The following is a 15592-nucleotide window of genomic DNA, read 5'->3' as shown; positions in this document are numbered from 1 at the left end:
CCTTTAGGTCAGCATTATTGACCTAAACTAACGCACCCCGCTGCGCTGCACAAGCGGTCCGGCCCGATCCGCAAACGCCAAAGGCCCGCCGGGTGGCGGGCCTTTGGTATAAGTGCTTTCAGATGGGAGGATTGGCAGCGGGCAGCGGCGGTTCGGGTAGGAGCAATCCGCCCCGGGGAACCAGCCGACGCCCTCCCCCGTTCGCCTCACTTCGCCGGCAGGGCCGGACGGATGTGCAGTTCCTTCATCTGCTTTGGCGTCGCCTCGTTGGGCGCGCCCATGAGCAGGTCGAGGGCCTGCTGGTTCATGGGGAAGAGCGAGATCTCGCGCAGGTTCGAGACGCCGCACAGCAGCATCACGATGCGGTCGATGCCCGCCGCCATGCCGCCGTGGGGCGGCGCGCCATACTGGAAGGCGCGATACATACCGCCGAAGCGCTCGATGACGGTCGCCTCGTCATAGCCAGCCAGCTCGAACGCCTTCACCATCGCCTCGGGGCGGTGGTTGCGGATGCCGCCGGAGGCGATCTCGTAGCCGTTGCAGGCGATGTCGTACTGGAACGCCTTGATGGTGAGCGGGTCCTGCCCGTTCAGCGCCTCAAGGCCGCCCTGCGGCATGGAGAAGGGATTGTGGGAGAAGTCGATCTTCTTCTCCTCCTCCGACCACTCGTAGAAGGGGAAGTCCACGATCCACGCCAGCTCATAGCGCTCGGTGTCGATGAGGTTCAGTTCCTCGCCCACCTTGGTGCGAGCGAGACCGGCGAACTTGTAGAACTTCTCCGGATTGCCGGCGACGAAGAAGGCGGCATCGCCTTCCTTCAGGCCGAGCTGCTCGCGGATGGCGGCGGTGCGCTCGGGGCCGATGTTGTTGGCGAGCGGGCCGGCGCCCTCCCCGCCCTCACGCCACATGATGTAGCCGAGGCCCGGCTGGCCTTCGCCCTGCGCCCACGAATTCATGCGGTCGCAGAAGGCGCGCGAACCGCCGGTCGGGCCGGGGATCGCCCACACTTCATTCTTGGGGTCTTCGAGCAGGCGCGCGAACACCTTGAAGTTCGAGCCGCGGAAGTGCTCCGAGACGTTCTGCATCACCAGCGGGTTGCGCAGGTCCGGCTTGTCGGAGCCGTACTTGCGCAGGGCCTCCGCATAGGGAATGCGCGGCCAGTTCTGGGTGACGGGCTTGCCGCCGCCGAACTCCTCGAACACGCCCCGGATCACCGGCTCGACCGCCGCGAACACGTCGTCCTGCGTGACGAAGCTCATTTCGAGGTCGAGCTGGTAGAACTCGCCCGGCAGGCGGTCGGCGCGCGGATCCTCGTCGCGGAAGCAGGGGGCGATCTGGAAGTAGCGGTCGAAGCCGCTCATCATGATGAGCTGCTTGTACTGCTGGGGCGCCTGCGGCAGCGCGTAGAACTTGCCGGGATGGATGCGCGAGGGCACGAGGAAGTCGCGCGCGCCTTCCGGCGAGGAGGCGGTCAGGATCGGCGTCTGGAACTCGAAGAAGCCCTGCCCCTTCATGCGCTGGCGCAGGCTGTCGATGATCTGGCCACGCTTCATGATGTTGCCGTGGATGCGCTCGCGGCGCAGGTCCAGGAAGCGGTAGCGCAGCCGGATGTCTTCCGGATAATCCTGATCGCCGAACACCGGCAGCGGCAGCTCGGCGGCCGGGCCGAGCACCTCAAGGTCGGTGGCGTAGATCTCCACCTTGCCGGTGGCGAGCTCGGAATTCTCCGTGCCCTCGGGGCGCAGGCGCACGCGGCCATCGACGCGGATCACCCATTCGGCACGCACCTTCTCGGCGGCGGCGAAGGCGGCGCTGTCGGGATCGAACACCACCTGGGTCAGGCCGTAATGGTCGCGCAGGTCCACGAACAGCACGCCGCCATGGTCGCGGATACGGTGGCACCAGCCGGAGACGCGGACGGTATCGCCCACCTGGGCTTCGGTGAGCGCGCCGCAGGTGTGGGTGCGGTAGCGGTGCATGGCGGACCTTTCGGGGAACACGGTAAACGAAACGGGAGTTTGGCGCCAAAGGCTCACGCCGGGCCGGCGGGGAAGGTGCATGCGCACCCTGCCTTGTCAAGGGAGCACAGGTGGGGCAGCAACGTGCTACGGTATTGGCGCTGGTGCCAAGCTGTGTATCTTGCGGGGGAATTGCGCTGAAGCGGGGGTGCAAATGAGTGTTCGGGCCGTCGGTCGGACGGATCATCCCGAAGAACGCATGCACCGGATCGGCGCACGCAGCGGCGTGCTGTTCGCGGCGCTCGGCGCGGTTCTGGCCCTCGCGGTGATCGCGGGCACGGTCTTCCTCTGCTACAGCATCCGCAAGCAGACCTTCGCCGATCGTCGGCGCGAGCTGGAGAACCTCTCCCTCACGCTGGCCGAGCAGAGCGACCGCGCCTTCCAGTCCCTGCAGCTGGTGCAGAAAAGCATCATCGAGCGCATCGCCGCCGCCAACATCGAGTCCCAGACGGCGCTCGGCGCCCTCATGTCGACCTTCGACATCAATGAGACGCTGCGGGAAAAGATCAGCGGCCTGCCCTTCGTCGATGCCGTGACCATCATCGATCAGCAGGGCAACCTGCTGAATTTCTCCCGCTACTGGCCGGTGCCGTCCGTCAATGTCTCGGACCGGGACTATTTCATCGCGCTGCGGGACAGCCGGAACAAGACCATCTACGTGAGCCAGCCCGTGCCCAACCGCGGCACCGGCACCATGACCATCTATCTCGCCAACCGCTTCAACACGCCCTCCGGCGCCTTCTTCGGCCTCGTCCTCGGCGCCATGGAGCAGAGCTATTTCGAGCAGTTCTACGGCGCCATCAAGCTCGGCCGCGACGGCAACATCACCCTCTTCCGCGAGGATGGGGCGCATCTGGCCTCCTTTCCCCACAGGAGCCTGTCGCAGGTCCAGCTGCCCCAGTCCGCCACCCGCATCGCCCGCGAGCTCATCGCGGAGGAGCCAGAGGACGGCATCGTCCCGGCCGGCCTGATCGACGAGCACGCCCGACTGGTGGCCGTGCAGCAGCTGGCCAACTATCCGCTGGTCGTCGCGGTCAGCGACACCACCGATGCCATCGAGGCGCGGCTGCGGCTCCAGATCCTGCCCATCGGCATCGCCGCCGGGCTCATCTGCATCGCCATCGGCGTCGCGGTGGCCCTCGCCATCCGCCAGTCGCAGGCGCAGGCGCGCTTTGCCGCCGCCGCCCATCACACCGCCCGGCATGACGACCTTACGGGCCTGCCGAACCGCCTCCTCTTCACCGAGCGCCTGACCGCCCTGCTTGCCACCACGCGCTCACCGCTGGCGGTGCTGTTCCTCGATCTCGACTACTTCAAGACGGTCAACGACACGCTCGGCCATGTGGTGGGCGACCAGTTGCTGCGGGCGGTCGCGACACGCGTCGCCGAAGAGGCGCAGCCGAGCGAACTGGTGGCCCGGCTCGGCGGCGACGAATTCGCCATCATCAGCAGCCAGGCCGACCAGCCGGAAGCCGCGCTGGCGCTGGCCGAGCGGATCATCGCCCGCATCAGCCGGCCCATCAGCGTGGAGGACCACCGGGTGATCGCCGGCGGCTCGGTGGGCATCGCCATGGCCCCCGCGGACGGCACATCGGTGATCGAGCTCCTGAAGAATGCGGACCTCGCCCTCTATCGCGCCAAGGCGGAAGGGCGGGGACAGGCGCGCCTGTTCGAGCCGGAGATGGAGCACACCGCGCTGTCCCGCCGCTCGCTGGAGCTCGACCTGCGCAGCGCCTGGGAGAACGGACAGTTCTTCCTCGTCTTCCAGCCCTTCTTCCGCGTGGGGGACCGCAAGCTCTGCGGCTTCGAGGCACTGCTGCGCTGGCGCCATCCGACGCGGGGCATCGTCGCCCCCGCCACCTTCATCGCCTGCGCGGAAGAGACCGGCCTCATCCTGCCGCTCGGCGCCTGGGTGCTAACGGAGGCCTGCCGCGCGGCAGCCGACTGGCCGGACGACGTGCGCCTCGCGGTCAATCTCTCACCGCTCCAGTTCCGCTCCGGCCACATGCCGGACCAGATCCGCGAGGCGCTTCGCGTCTCCGGCCTGAAACCCAGCCGGCTGGAGCTGGAGCTGACCGAATCGACCCTCCTTGAGGAAGGCTCGGGCATCCACGGCGCCCTGCAGGGGCTGCGCAGCCAGGGGATCACCATCGCGCTCGACGATTTCGGCACCGGCTACTCGTCGCTGAGCTATCTGCGCTCGCTGCCCATCGACCGAATCAAGATCGACCGCGGCTTCATCTCCCGCATCTGCGAAGACGACCCCAGCCGCGCGATCGTGCGGGCGGTCCTGCAATTGTCCGCAGCGCTGAAGCTGGAGACGACGGCCGAGGGGATCGAGACCGAGGAGCAGCTGGAAACCCTGCGCGCCGAAGGCTGCGGCTATGTCCAGGGCTATCTGCTGGGGCGGCCCATGCGCGCCACCGAGGCGCGGGACATGTCCTTCCAGGCCGTAAGCTGAGCGGCACATCATTCAGGCTCTTTCGCGGCAAGCGGGGCTTCTTTATGGTGACGGCCATGGACCCGATCACCTCCACCGAGGCCCTGGCAGCCGCCTGCGAGCGCCTCTCCCGCCACGACTTCGTCACTGTCGACACCGAGTTCCTGCGTGAGACGACCTTCTGGCCGAAGCTCTGCGTGATTCAGGTGGCCAGCGTGGACGAGGCCATCATCATCGATGCCCTTGCGGAAGGGCTGGACCTCGCGCCTTTCTTCGCCCTGATGGGCAATGAGAAGGTGAAGAAGGTGTTCCATGCCGGCCGGCAGGACATCGAGATCGTCTGGCATCTGGCGGAGATCATCCCCCATCCGGTGTTCGACACCCAAGTCGCGGCCATGGTGCTCGGCTATGGCGACAGCATCTCCTATGACCAGCTGGTGCAGCGGATCACCGGCCACGCCATCGACAAGTCCTCCCGCTTCACCGACTGGTCGCGCCGGCCGCTCTCGCAGGCCCAGCTCACCTATGCGGTGGCCGACGTCACGCACCTGCGCGATGTCTACAAGAAGCTGATGGAAGATCTGGAGAGCCGCGGCCGGGCCGACTGGATGGGCGAGGAGATGAACATCCTCACCTCTCCCAGCACCTATCGCCAGGACCCCGAGACCGCCTACGAGCGGCTGAAATCCCGCGTGCGCAAGCCGCGTGAACTGGCGGTCCTCGCCGAGGTCGCCGCCTGGCGCGAGCGCGAAGCGCAGGCCCGCGACCTGCCGCGCGGGCGCATCATCAAGGACGAGGTGATCGGCGAGATCGCCGTTCAGCAGCCGCAGACCGCCGAGAAGCTGGCCGAACTGCGCTCGCTGCCCAAGGGCTTCGAGCGCTCGCGCTATGGCGAGGCGGTGCTGGAAGCGGTCAAGAAGGGCGTGGCCCGCGATCCCAAGACCCTGCCCCGCATCGAGCGCGACAAGCCGCTGCCGAACGGCGCCGCGGCCACGGTCGAACTGCTCAAGGTGCTGCTGCGCATGACTGCCGAGCAGAATGCGGTGGCCGCCAAGGTGATCGCCACCACGGACGACCTCGAACGGATCGCCGTGGATGACGAGGCCCCCGTCCCCGCCCTCTCTGGCTGGCGGCGGGAGCTGTTCGGCGAACGGGCGCTTGCCCTCAAGGCCGGTCGCCTTGCCCTCGCCGTCGACCGCGGCAAGGTCATCGCCGTCGAGCGCTGAGGCACTCATTTTCTTCGCACTGGCCGCTCCCGAGCCGGTGCGCGACCGAAGGCGATCCATTGCCCATGCATGAGCACGCCCGACAGCTTCTCGCGAGCCGCCTGGAGCGTCCGCTTCAACTCGTGGACGTCGGCGCCCGCTGGGGCGCCAACCCGGTCTGGGCGCCGTTGGGCGACCTCGGCCGTATCCTCTGCTTCGAGCCGGAGCCGGAGGAGTGCGCTCGCCTCAATGCCGCTCGACCACCCAATGTGGAGTATCTGCCCGTCGGGCTCGGAGGCACCATCGGGACAGCCACGCTGCACGTGACGAAAGAGCCCGGCTGCAGTTCCGTGTTTCCGCCGGTGCCGGAACTGGTGGCGAATTATCCGTGCCTCGACATCATGGCCGAGGAGCGGACGATCGAGTTTCCCTGCACCACGCTCGATGAAGCGCTGAGCAGCCGCGGCATCACCACCATCGCGGCCATCAAGCTCGATACGCAGGGGTCCGAGCTTCAGATCCTGAAAGGTGGCATCGAGACGCTCAAGACCTGCCACATGGTCGATGTGGAGGTGGAGTTCAATCCGCTGTACACGGGACAGGCGCTCTTCTGCGACGTGGACCGCTTCCTGCGCGATCAGGGCTTCGCGCTCTGGCGTCTCGACAATCTTTCGCATTACGCGCCCGAGCACGTGCCTCTGGCCGGCCAGCATTTCTGGGTCTCCGGCCCGCCCGCCGGCACGTCTGAAATGAGCACCGCCAACGGACAGCTGTTCTGGTCGCAAGCCCGCTACGTGCGCGCGACCTATCCCCGGACGGGCGCACCGACGCTAGACATGGCGAAGGCCCTGCCAGCGGCCGTCATCTCCTCGCTCTACAATTATTGGGACCTGTCGCTGGAGTTGATCCGCAAGACGGGCGACGTGGACCTGTACGCCGCCCTACGGGCCGCGCTTCAGATGCCGGTCTGAACGCTTTCGCGAAACCCCGCCATCAGTCGCTCGTGATCATCACCTCGGGAAAGGTGTCGGGCTCTTCCAGATCGAGCCCGTCCTCTTCCGCCAGCGGAACGTCCACGAGGCAGACGTCGCCGTCGTCGATCACCAGCGTCACGGGTGTCAGCGCCTTGCCCTGGCAGGGGCCGATGAAGCACTGGCCGCTGTCGAGATCGAACTGGGCATGGTGCACGCCGCAGGTGAGGAAGTTGCCCTCCTCGTCGAGAAACTCCCCCGGCACGGTGTCGAGCCGCTTGCCCTGATGCGGGCAGGCATTCTCGAAGCCGAAAAACGAATTGGACTTGCGGGTGACGATGATCGGCCAGGGCTTGGCCGCCCCGCTCTCGTCGAGCCGTGCCAGCACGAAGCCGCGCGCGCCGCCGTCGTCGATCTCATAGGTGGAGCAGATGGCAAAGAGTTCGCTCATGGGCCGCCTCCGGCGGTTCGGGGTCTCGCGCGGACGGGCCACCCGCGCAGGGAACGCGGATGGGGGTCAGCGCCGGGCGAGCGAACGCAGGAAGCCTTCGTATTCGTCGGTCAGTTCCATATCCACCGCCGGGGCCGCCTTCAGCAGTAGGTTGGCGATGAAGGCCTGATCGTTGCGCGGATCATCCAGCGCCTCGCGCAGGATGGGCAGGTTGTCCTCGATGTGGTGCAGGAAGGCGGGCTCCTTCTCGACGATCACCGTCCAGCGCTCCCGCGTCCATCTGGCAAGCGGATAGAGCACCTCATGGATGAAGTTGGATTTGCGGGCTTTCTCGAAGAAGCGCAGGCCCGCGTTCCAGTCCTCCTTGGCGCGCAGCGGCGGTGGTGGCCTGTCGCCTTTCAGCCATTTGCGCCCGGCTTGTCCGACAAAATCCTCAAGCAGGATGGGATTGTCGTTCACGGCCCGGAAATAGCCGACCGCGAGCTTGCCGGGATAGTCGTCGCCGAAGCTCGCAATCAGCCCGGCATCCACCGCATCCACGGCGGCGACGTCGCCCTTCAGGGCGGCCGTCATGCAGAACGCGAAGAGTGCGTCATTGGCCACCGCCTGAACGCCCGGCGTCGCAAGGTCCTGCGCGGACAGGGCGGGCGTCACGCCATCTGCGGGGACGGCCGCCGTTCCTGCTCGCTGGGCGGTGATGAAGGCGGTGATCTCCAGCCAGCCCATGAAGCTGGCGATGAAGGCGTCCGGGTCCACATGCACGATCGAAAGGTTGATCGGCAGCTTGCGCTTCTGCAGTTCGGCCATGTCCGTCATGTCGACGCCCCCGAGGCTGGGGATCGGGCCCGTGCCCAATCCGACAATCAGGACAGTCGTTGCAAGCGGTGTGCCGGGCGCAGGTGGATCAGCGGACGGGCCGCAGGCGGCGCCAGAGCCAGCGGACGATGACGCCCACCCACAGCACGATCGTCAGCAGCATGAAGGGGGCCGTGATCAGCATGAACCAGCCGCCCGTGAAGAGGGTGTAGAGCAGACCGCCGATGTCGGTGCCGCCGAACAGGCAGGGCTGGGGCTGCCCCTCGTTCACCTTGCAGCCGAGCGTGGATGCGATTTCGGTTGCCGCGAAGACGCCAAGCAGCGGGAACCAGGCCACCAGAGTCCCGAGCACCAGCCAGATCAGGCGGCGGGACCGGCGGGGCGGAGGGGGCTGCGTGTGGGGCATCGGCGCCTCTTGCTCGTGAGCCCCCGGGCGAGAACGCGCCGGGGTGCGGATGCAGGAGCATCGCCACACCCTGGCTCAAGGTTCCCGCCCTCAGTTCATGACGATGGAGGGCTCGCGGCCGATGAGGCGTGCCAACTGCTTGAGACGGTTCTGCACCCGGTCGTTCACGAGGCTGGCGAGATCGGCCGGAACGGTGAGCTTCAGGTGGGTCTCGTCGGCGATGAGCGGCACCCGCGGCAGGATGCCGGGCATGGCGGCGGACATCACATAGGCCACCCGCATGGCGGCACCGAGGATGCGCGCCCGGTCGAGCATGCCGGAGGTCACGAGCTCAAGGAGGCGCGGCGCATACTCGTCCTCGCCGAGGCCCATGTGCCGGTAATAGACCGACAGGGCGAGGAAGGCGCGGCCGGGATGGTCGATGCCCACCAGCGCCGCATGGGCGATGACGTTGAGGCTCTGCTCGCCGCGATAGTCGGGATGCGCCCGCCAGGCGATGTCGGAGAGAAGGCACGCCGCCTCGCGCAGGCGCCGTTCCTCCGTGCTCTCCTCCAGCACCGGGCTGGAGGCGAAGAAATTGCCGGTCCAGGTGGCGAGCTCCTCGCCATGCTGCGGCGAGCGCGAGCGCAGGATGTTGAAGTCCTGCGCCTCGATGAGCAGCGGATCGTGCCGGCGGGTCTCCGCGTCGAGGAGCGCATAGAGGAGACCCTCGCGGACGCCGAGGGCGGAGATGACGACGTCCGCCGGGCGGCCCGTGCGCACCAGATTCTCCAGCACCACCGCGCCATAGGCGAGCAGCGGGCGGCGGGCGCTTGACACCGCCTCGATATGAGCCAGCGCCTCGGGCTCGGCCCGGTGGACGATGCGCGTGAAGTCGAGCACTTCCTTCGCCGGCAGGCGGTAGCCATGCATCACATGCAGCGGATAGCCGCGCTGGAACATGTGCAGGCGCGCGAGCGCGCGCCAGGTGCCACCCACCGCATAGAAGGTGCGCCCCGCCACTTCCGAGAGCACGGGGGCATCGCGCATGGCATCGCGGACGATCTTCTCCGCCTTGTTCAGCGACTTGGACGAGCGGTCCTGCAAGGCGAGGCCGCCGATGGGCAGGGTTATGCCGTTGCCCACCACCTCGCGCTTGATGTCCACGAGTTCCAGCGAGCCGCCGCCGAGATCTCCGGCGACGCCGTCCGGATCATGGATGCCAGAGATGACGCCATAAGCCGCCAGTTCCGCCTCGCGGCGACCCGACAGGATCTCGATGGAGACGCCGCAGATGGCCTCGCACTCGGCGATGAACGCCGGGCCGTTCTGGGCATCGCGGGCGGCGGCGGTGGCGAGCGCATAGAGCTTGCCCACCCCCATGGCGTCGCACAGGCCGCGGAACCGGCGCAGGGCCGAGAAGGCCCGCTGCACCGCATCCTCCGCGAGTCGGCCGGTGGACAGGACGTCCCGGCCGAGCCCGCACAGGGCCTTCTCGTTGAACAGGGGAACCGGAGCGCGGGTCACCGCCTCATAGACCACGAGGCGGACGGAGTTGGATCCGATGTCGATGACCGCGACCGGGGCCTCGCCGGCCATCAGGGTGGAAAGGCCCCTGTGGTCATCCTCCCGAACGGCGGACGAGGAGACTGCGCGGCGAAGAATCCTTGAGAGACTTTCCACGTCCTGACAAGCTCGGGTTGGTCATGAAATAGCGATGGGCGTTGAACGGCTCTTCGCCCGGCGCCGGGACTATGCGTTCCGACGAGCCATCGGGCAACACCCGCCAGCTCTGTTCGTTGTCGATAAGATTGGCGACCATGATCTGATCCAGCACCTGCTCATGCACCGTGGGATTGGTGATGGGGCAGAGTGTCTCAACCCGGCGGTCGAGGTTGCGGGTCATCAGATCGGCCGAGGAGATGTAGACGATCGCCTTCGGGTGCGGCAACCCGTGGCCGGCGCCGAAGCAATACACGCGGCTGTGCTCGAGGAAGCGGCCGACGATGGACTTCACCCGGATGTTCTCCGACAGGCCGGGGATGCCGGGACGCAGGCAGCAGATGCCGCGCACCACGCAGTCCACCTGCACGCCGGCGCTGCTCGCCGCATAGAGCGCGTCGATCACCACCGGATCCACGAGCGAGTTGCACTTCAGCCAGATGGCGGCCGGACGGCCAGCGCGGGCGTGCGCGATCTCATCCTCGATGTGCTTGAGGATGCGCGGCTTGAGCGTCGCGGGCGACACCGCCATGGCGTCGAGTTCGCCCGGCTGGGCATAGCCGGTGATGAAGTTGAAGATGCGGGCCACGTCCTGCGCGATCACCGGGTCGGCGGTGAAGAAGGAGAGGTCCGTGTAGATGCGGGCGGTGATGGGGTGATAATTGCCGGTGCCCACATGGCAGTAGGTGGCGAGCGCGCCGCCCTCGCGGCGGACCACCATGGACAGCTTGCCGTGGGTCTTCAGGTCGATGAAGCCGAACACCACCTGCACGCCCGCGCGCTCCAGATCGCGCGCCCAGCGGATGTTGGCTTCCTCGTCGAAGCGGGCCTTCAGTTCGACCAGCGCCGTCACCGACTTGCCGGCCTCGGCCGCCTCGGCCAGCGCCTTCACGATCGGGCTGTCGGAGGAGGTGCGGTAGAGGGTCTGCTTGATGGCGACGACATTAGGGTCGCGAGCAGCCTGGCGGAGAAACTGAACCACCACATCGAAGGATTCATAAGGGTGGTGAACCAGAATGTCCTTCTCGCGAATGGCCAGAAAGCAGTCGCCGCCATGGTCGCGGATGCGCTCGGGAAATCGCGCATTGAAGGCCTGGAACTTGAGGTCCGGCCGGTCCACGGAGACAAGCTGGGAGAATTCGTTCAGCGCCAGAACGCCGTCCACGACGAAGATCTCGTCGTCCTGCACGTCGAGCTCGCGGGCGACGAACACCCGCAGTTCCTCCGGCATGCCGGCGTCCGCTTCCATGCGGATCACCTCGCCGTAGCGCCGCTGCTTCAGCGCCGTCTCGAACAGGCGGACGAGATCCTCCGCCTCTTCCTCGATTTCAAGGTCGCTGTCGCGCACCACGCGGAACACGCCCTGCCCCTTCACCGCATAGCCCGGGAACAGGCGGCCGATGAACAGGCCGGTCATCTGCTCCAGCGTGATGAAGCGCATGGTGCCCGGCTCGCGCTCGGGCAGGCGGATGAAGCGCTCCACCTTGGCGGGGATGCGGATGAGGGCGTTCATGCCCCGCCCGTCGGTCTGCCGCACCAGTTGCAGCGCCAGCGAGAAGCCGAGGTTGGGGATGAAGGGGAAGGGGTGCGCCGGATCGATCGCGAGCGGGGTCAGCACCGGGAAGACATGGTGCAGGAAGTGCTTCTCCAGCACCTCCAGATCCCCGGCGCTCACATCCGCGCCGTCCACCAGCACGATGCCGGCTCCCGCCAGTTCCTTGCGCAGCTCAAGCCAGCGCTGCTGCTGGTCGAAGATCAGCGAGCCAGCCTCGGCCACCACATTGGTGAGCTGCTCGGCGGGCAGGAGGCCATCGGGGCTGGCGATGGTGAGGCCCTCGCGGATCTGCTCCTTGAGGCCGGCCACCCGCACCATGAAAAATTCGTCGAGATTGTTCGCCGAAATGGACAGGAAGCGTAGTTGCTCCAACAGCGGATGGTTCCGGTTGGAGGCTTCCTCCAGCACGCGGCGATTGAAGTGCAGCCAGGAGATTTCGCGGTTGATGAAACGCTGCGGAGAGGTCGCGAGATCGCTGGCGGGCCCGTCCGCCTCGGGCGTCATCGCAAGAGCCGTCGCCTCAGTCGCAGTCATGGAACACTTCCCCTGTTTTGCACGCGGCGGACCATGGCCGCCTTGCATGACCACTCTATGACGGGATGCTGCACCGGGGGAACGGTGGCCGCCGCCCTCCCCGCTTTCCTAAAGGAAGCATCTTGCCCGCCCTTCATTCCATTGCGGTGCGAACAAGGACACGCTTCCGTCATCAAAGGGCTTAGAGTGGGAGCCAAGAACAAGCCGTGGCCTCCGCCACCGCGGCTGGAGGCGTTCATGTTTCAGGGGTTCAACCGCCGTTTTTTCGGTGGCGAAGCACAGGCCGACATTCCGCTCGTGGCCGATGAGGCCGTGGAGGCGCGCCCGGCCGCGCCTGCGAACACCCCGCGCATCGGACTGGCCCTTGGGGGCGGGGCGGCGCGCGGCTTTGCCCATATCGGCGTGCTGCGGACACTGGAAAAGCACGGCATCCGCCCGGACGTGGTGGCCGGCACCTCCATCGGCGCGGTGGTCGGCGGGCTGTGGGCAGCGGGCAAGCTTGACCCGCTGGAGGGCTGGGCCCGCAGCCTCAAGAAGCGCGACGTGCTCGGCATGCTGGACTTCACCTTCGGCTCCGCCGGCCTCATCGGGGGGCGGCGGCTCGTCGATCTGATGCGCCGCCATGTGGAGCCGACCCGCATCGAGAGCCTGTCCACGGTTTTCGCCGCCATCGCCACGGAGCTGGGCAGCGGACACGAGATCTGGCTCACCCGTGGCGACCTCATCGAGGCGATCCACGCCAGCTACTGCCTGCCGGGCATCTTCACGCCGGTGAAGGTGGGCGGGCGCTGGCTGATGGACGGCGCGCTGGTGAACCCCATCCCCGTCTCCGCCGCCCGCGCCATGGGCGCGCGCATCGTGATCGCGGTGAACCTCAATTCGGATGTCTTCGGCAAGGGCACGGTGATCCACGATCACGGCAGCATGCTGGAGACAGCAGAGGCGGCGCTGGCGGAAAAGCGGGCGCGTTTCTCGGGAATCCTGCGGCCGGACCGGCTGTTGCGGCGGCAGTTCTTCTCCGGCGCGCCGGACGGACCGAAGGGAATCTCGTCGGTGATGATCGATGCCTTCAACATCACCCAGGACCGCATCGCCCGCTCGCGGCTGGCGGGAGATCCGCCGGACGTCTCCATCTCGCCAAAGCTCGGCAAGATCGGCCTGTTCGAGTTCCAGCGGGCGGACGAGGCGATCGCCGCCGGCGCCGAGGCGGCGGAAAAGGTGATCGATGAACTCAAGGAAGTGATGGTCGCCCTCGCCTGAGCGGTGCGCGGCCCCGGGGGCATGGCGGCGGGAGCCCCGCCGCCGGCCGTTCAGGCGGTCATGATGTAATCGCGCAGCTGGGCGCTCTCGCGCTCCATCTCCTCGACGCGGAACTTCACCACGTCGCCGATGGAGATGATGCCGATGAGCCGCTCGCCCTCCACCACCGGGACGTGGCGGAAGCGGCCGCGCGTCATGCGCTCCATGATGCCCTGGATGGTCTCGTCGCGCGCGCAGGTCACGACCGCACGGGTCATCACGGCGGACACGGGCTCGGAAAGAACCTCCGGCCCGCGCACGCCGAGAATGCGCACCACGTCGCGCTCCGACAGGATGCCTGCCAGCCGGCCGTTGTCATCCACCGCGACGATGGCACCGATCCGATGCTCGGACAGGCTCTTGACCGCATCGGTCAGGGAGGCGTCCGGCGAGATGGTCACCATGGATGAGGGCTTGCTGTTCAGGATGGCGCTGACGGTCATGTGTCTTCCTCCGCTCTGACTGCGCTGCCATGGGCCGGCGGAGGCTTGTTTCTTTTGTGGGCGCCGGCGCAGGCGCAGACGCAAGGATGATCCACCCGAAGCGCTCGGGGTGCAACCTCTGAATGCCGTCAGGGCAGTTCAGGCGGCGGTTTTCTCGCGCGGCAGGCGCCGACCGACCGGATCGAAGAAGGAAAAGAGCAGCAAGCCGGCGAAGAAGCCGCCCAGATGCGCCTGCCAGGCGACCTCGCCATCCTCCGCCCCCGGCATGGTCACGCCCACGCCGAAGAGGAGGTTGGCGGCGATCCAGACGCCCATGAAGCCGAGCACGCGGGGATCGCGGAAGGCCTCCCCCAGCCCCTGTGCCGGCATGTGATCCGGCAGCGGGCCGCGCCGGCCGCTCAGGGAGCCGCCGGGCGCGAAGGCGAAACGCACCGCCGCCGCCATGAGGCCGGCGATGGCCGCCGAGGCGCCGATCATGGGCACCATCGCGTCCCGATGGGTGATGAGATGGGCGAAGGCCCCCACCGCCGCCGTGACGGCGAAGAAGGCAAGGAAGCGCGCCGGCCCGAAGCGCCGGGCCACCGGCGTCGCAAACGCCAGCATCCAGATCAGGTTGACGCCGAGATGGATCCAGTTGGCGTGCAGCAGCGCGTAGGTGACGAAGGTCCAGATGTCGGCGCCGATGCCGCCGGGAAGTGCCAGCGCGGCCTCCGCATCATAGCGGCCGGGCACGAAGGAGAAGAGCGCGAGGATCTCCAGATCGGCGCCCTCGCTCAGCACATAGGTGCGGACGAGATGGATCACCGCCATCGCGGCGGCGAGGGCAGTGACGACGCCGGGCACGTTGAACACCGGCTGGCGGGGCATCGCCCCAGGGGATCGGGTGATATCGAGCACCCTTCGCACATAGGCGCGGGCCGGAAGGAGAGCAACCCAAAACACGGGGAGTGTCCGCCCCGGCCATCGACGATCGGGCGCACGAACGGCGGTATCATCCAGCGGAAACCGCGTTAAGGTTAAAAAAGGATTAAGAGCGCGCACAGACGCGGTTTGCGGCATTATCCTTTTGTTAACCGCAAGGCGAACACCCGCTCATGCCCTCTTCTCTCGCGCGACTGCTGCTCCTGGCCGGCCTGCTTCTCGGCAGCACGGCGGGCGCGTCCGCACAGAAGATCCATACGGCAAGCCTTCCGCCCCAGCCGGCGCCGGTGGAGCATCTCGACGCCATCGGCAACACCAATCCGCCCATCGGCTATGTGGAGTTCTGCGGCGACCACGCCAATGAATGCGTGCCGTCCGGCCCGATGGTCTATGAGGTCGCTCTGACCGAGCAGAAGCTCGCCGAGCTCCAGAAGGTGAACCGCTCGGTGAACGAGACGGTGGAGCCCATGACCGACCTCGAGCACTACGGCGTGGTCGAGAAATGGGCCTATCCCGATGACGGCAAGGGCGACTGCGAGGACTATGTGCTGGAGAAGCGCCGGGTTCTCATGAACCTCGGCTGGCCGGCCTCGGTGCTGCTCATCACCGTGGTGCGCGACAAGGCCGGCGACGGCCATGCGGTGCTGACCGTGGTGACCGACCGCGGCGACCTCGTCCTCGACAATCAGGAAGCCGAGATCCTGCGCTGGCGCCAGACCGGCTATCGCTATGTGAAGCGCCAGTCCCAGAACGACCCCAGCCAGTGGGTGTCGCTGGGCGAGACCCGCTCCCCGCCGGTGGTGGGCGGCGGGCGCTGAGGCGCCCGTCCGTT

At 67.2% G+C, this 15592-nt stretch carries 13 protein-coding genes; 5 read left to right on the top strand and 8 right to left on the bottom strand.

Annotated elements, in window-relative coordinates; translation table 11 throughout:
• Positions 1-206 precede the first annotated feature (206 nt).
• Positions 207-1979, bottom strand: coding sequence for an aspartate--tRNA ligase (gene aspS / locus DFO45_RS02795; RefSeq protein WP_133863656.1), 1773 nt, complete (start codon positions 1977-1979; stop codon positions 207-209).
• A gap of 238 nt (positions 1980-2217) precedes the next feature.
• Between aspS and DFO45_RS02790 the strand changes: the two genes are divergently transcribed.
• From DFO45_RS02790 to DFO45_RS02780, 3 genes are all read left to right on the top strand, one after another.
• Entirely contained in the window at positions 2218-4479 is a 2262-nt protein-coding gene (locus DFO45_RS02790) for an EAL domain-containing protein (protein ID WP_052286003.1), read from the top strand.
• Between the two features lie 56 nt (positions 4480-4535).
• A complete protein-coding gene (rnd, locus tag DFO45_RS02785) occupies positions 4536-5684 on the top strand; it encodes a ribonuclease D (protein WP_133863655.1) in 1149 nt (382 codons plus the stop codon).
• A 65-nt stretch (positions 5685-5749) separates the two neighbouring features.
• Positions 5750-6634: an FkbM family methyltransferase gene (locus tag DFO45_RS02780; protein WP_133863654.1), complete on the top strand. Its 885-nt coding sequence runs from the start codon at positions 5750-5752 to the stop codon at positions 6632-6634.
• Between the two features lie 22 nt (positions 6635-6656).
• Here DFO45_RS02780 and DFO45_RS02775 read toward each other — a convergent pair whose 3' ends face one another.
• The 5 genes from DFO45_RS02775 to DFO45_RS02755 all read right to left on the bottom strand — a co-directional run bounded on the left by DFO45_RS02775 (position 6657) and on the right by DFO45_RS02755 (position 12067).
• Complete coding sequence (locus tag DFO45_RS02775) at positions 6657-7085, bottom strand: Rieske 2Fe-2S domain-containing protein (RefSeq protein WP_012172185.1); 429 nt, start codon at positions 7083-7085, stop codon at positions 6657-6659.
• 66 nt (positions 7086-7151) lie between these two features.
• Positions 7152-7901: a hypothetical protein gene (locus DFO45_RS02770; protein ID WP_133863653.1), complete on the bottom strand. Its 750-nt coding sequence runs from the start codon at positions 7899-7901 to the stop codon at positions 7152-7154.
• Between the two features lie 88 nt (positions 7902-7989).
• Positions 7990-8307 (bottom strand): hypothetical protein, encoded by a 318-nt coding sequence (locus DFO45_RS02765; protein WP_043879601.1) that lies wholly within the window; start codon positions 8305-8307, stop codon positions 7990-7992.
• Positions 8308-8397: 90 nt separating this feature from the next.
• Positions 8398-9885, bottom strand: coding sequence for an exopolyphosphatase (gene ppx / locus DFO45_RS02760; protein ID WP_133863652.1), 1488 nt, complete (start codon positions 9883-9885; stop codon positions 8398-8400).
• A gap of 22 nt (positions 9886-9907) precedes the next feature.
• Complete coding sequence (locus DFO45_RS02755) at positions 9908-12067, bottom strand: RNA degradosome polyphosphate kinase (protein WP_245517945.1); 2160 nt, start codon at positions 12065-12067, stop codon at positions 9908-9910.
• 267 nt (positions 12068-12334) lie between these two features.
• On the opposite strand from DFO45_RS02755, the gene DFO45_RS02750 reads away from it, so the two are divergent.
• The gene (locus DFO45_RS02750) at positions 12335-13357 is read left to right on the top strand and encodes a patatin-like phospholipase family protein (RefSeq protein WP_133863650.1); all 1023 of its coding nucleotides are present in this window, start codon (positions 12335-12337) and stop codon (positions 13355-13357) included.
• 50 nt (positions 13358-13407) lie between these two features.
• On the opposite strand, the gene DFO45_RS02745 is transcribed toward DFO45_RS02750, so the two are convergent.
• Together DFO45_RS02745 and DFO45_RS02740 are read right to left on the bottom strand one after the other, a co-directional pair.
• Positions 13408-13839, bottom strand: coding sequence for a CBS domain-containing protein (locus tag DFO45_RS02745; protein ID WP_012172191.1), 432 nt, complete (start codon positions 13837-13839; stop codon positions 13408-13410).
• A 138-nt stretch (positions 13840-13977) separates the two neighbouring features.
• Positions 13978-14781, bottom strand: coding sequence for a rhomboid family intramembrane serine protease (locus DFO45_RS02740; protein ID WP_338010014.1), 804 nt, complete (start codon positions 14779-14781; stop codon positions 13978-13980).
• Positions 14782-14933: 152 nt separating this feature from the next.
• On the opposite strand from DFO45_RS02740, the gene DFO45_RS02735 reads away from it, so the two are divergent.
• A complete protein-coding gene (locus DFO45_RS02735; protein ID WP_012172193.1) occupies positions 14934-15578 on the top strand; it encodes a transglutaminase-like cysteine peptidase in 645 nt (214 codons plus the stop codon).
• Positions 15579-15592 lie beyond the last annotated feature (14 nt).

It is taken from the genome of Azorhizobium sp. AG788 (genome assembly GCF_004364705.1).
In the GTDB taxonomy this organism is placed as follows: Bacteria; Pseudomonadota; Alphaproteobacteria; order Rhizobiales; family Xanthobacteraceae; genus Azorhizobium; species Azorhizobium caulinodans.
Note: the sequence above shows the minus strand (reverse complement) of the source record. Positions and strands in the feature narration are given on the sequence as shown.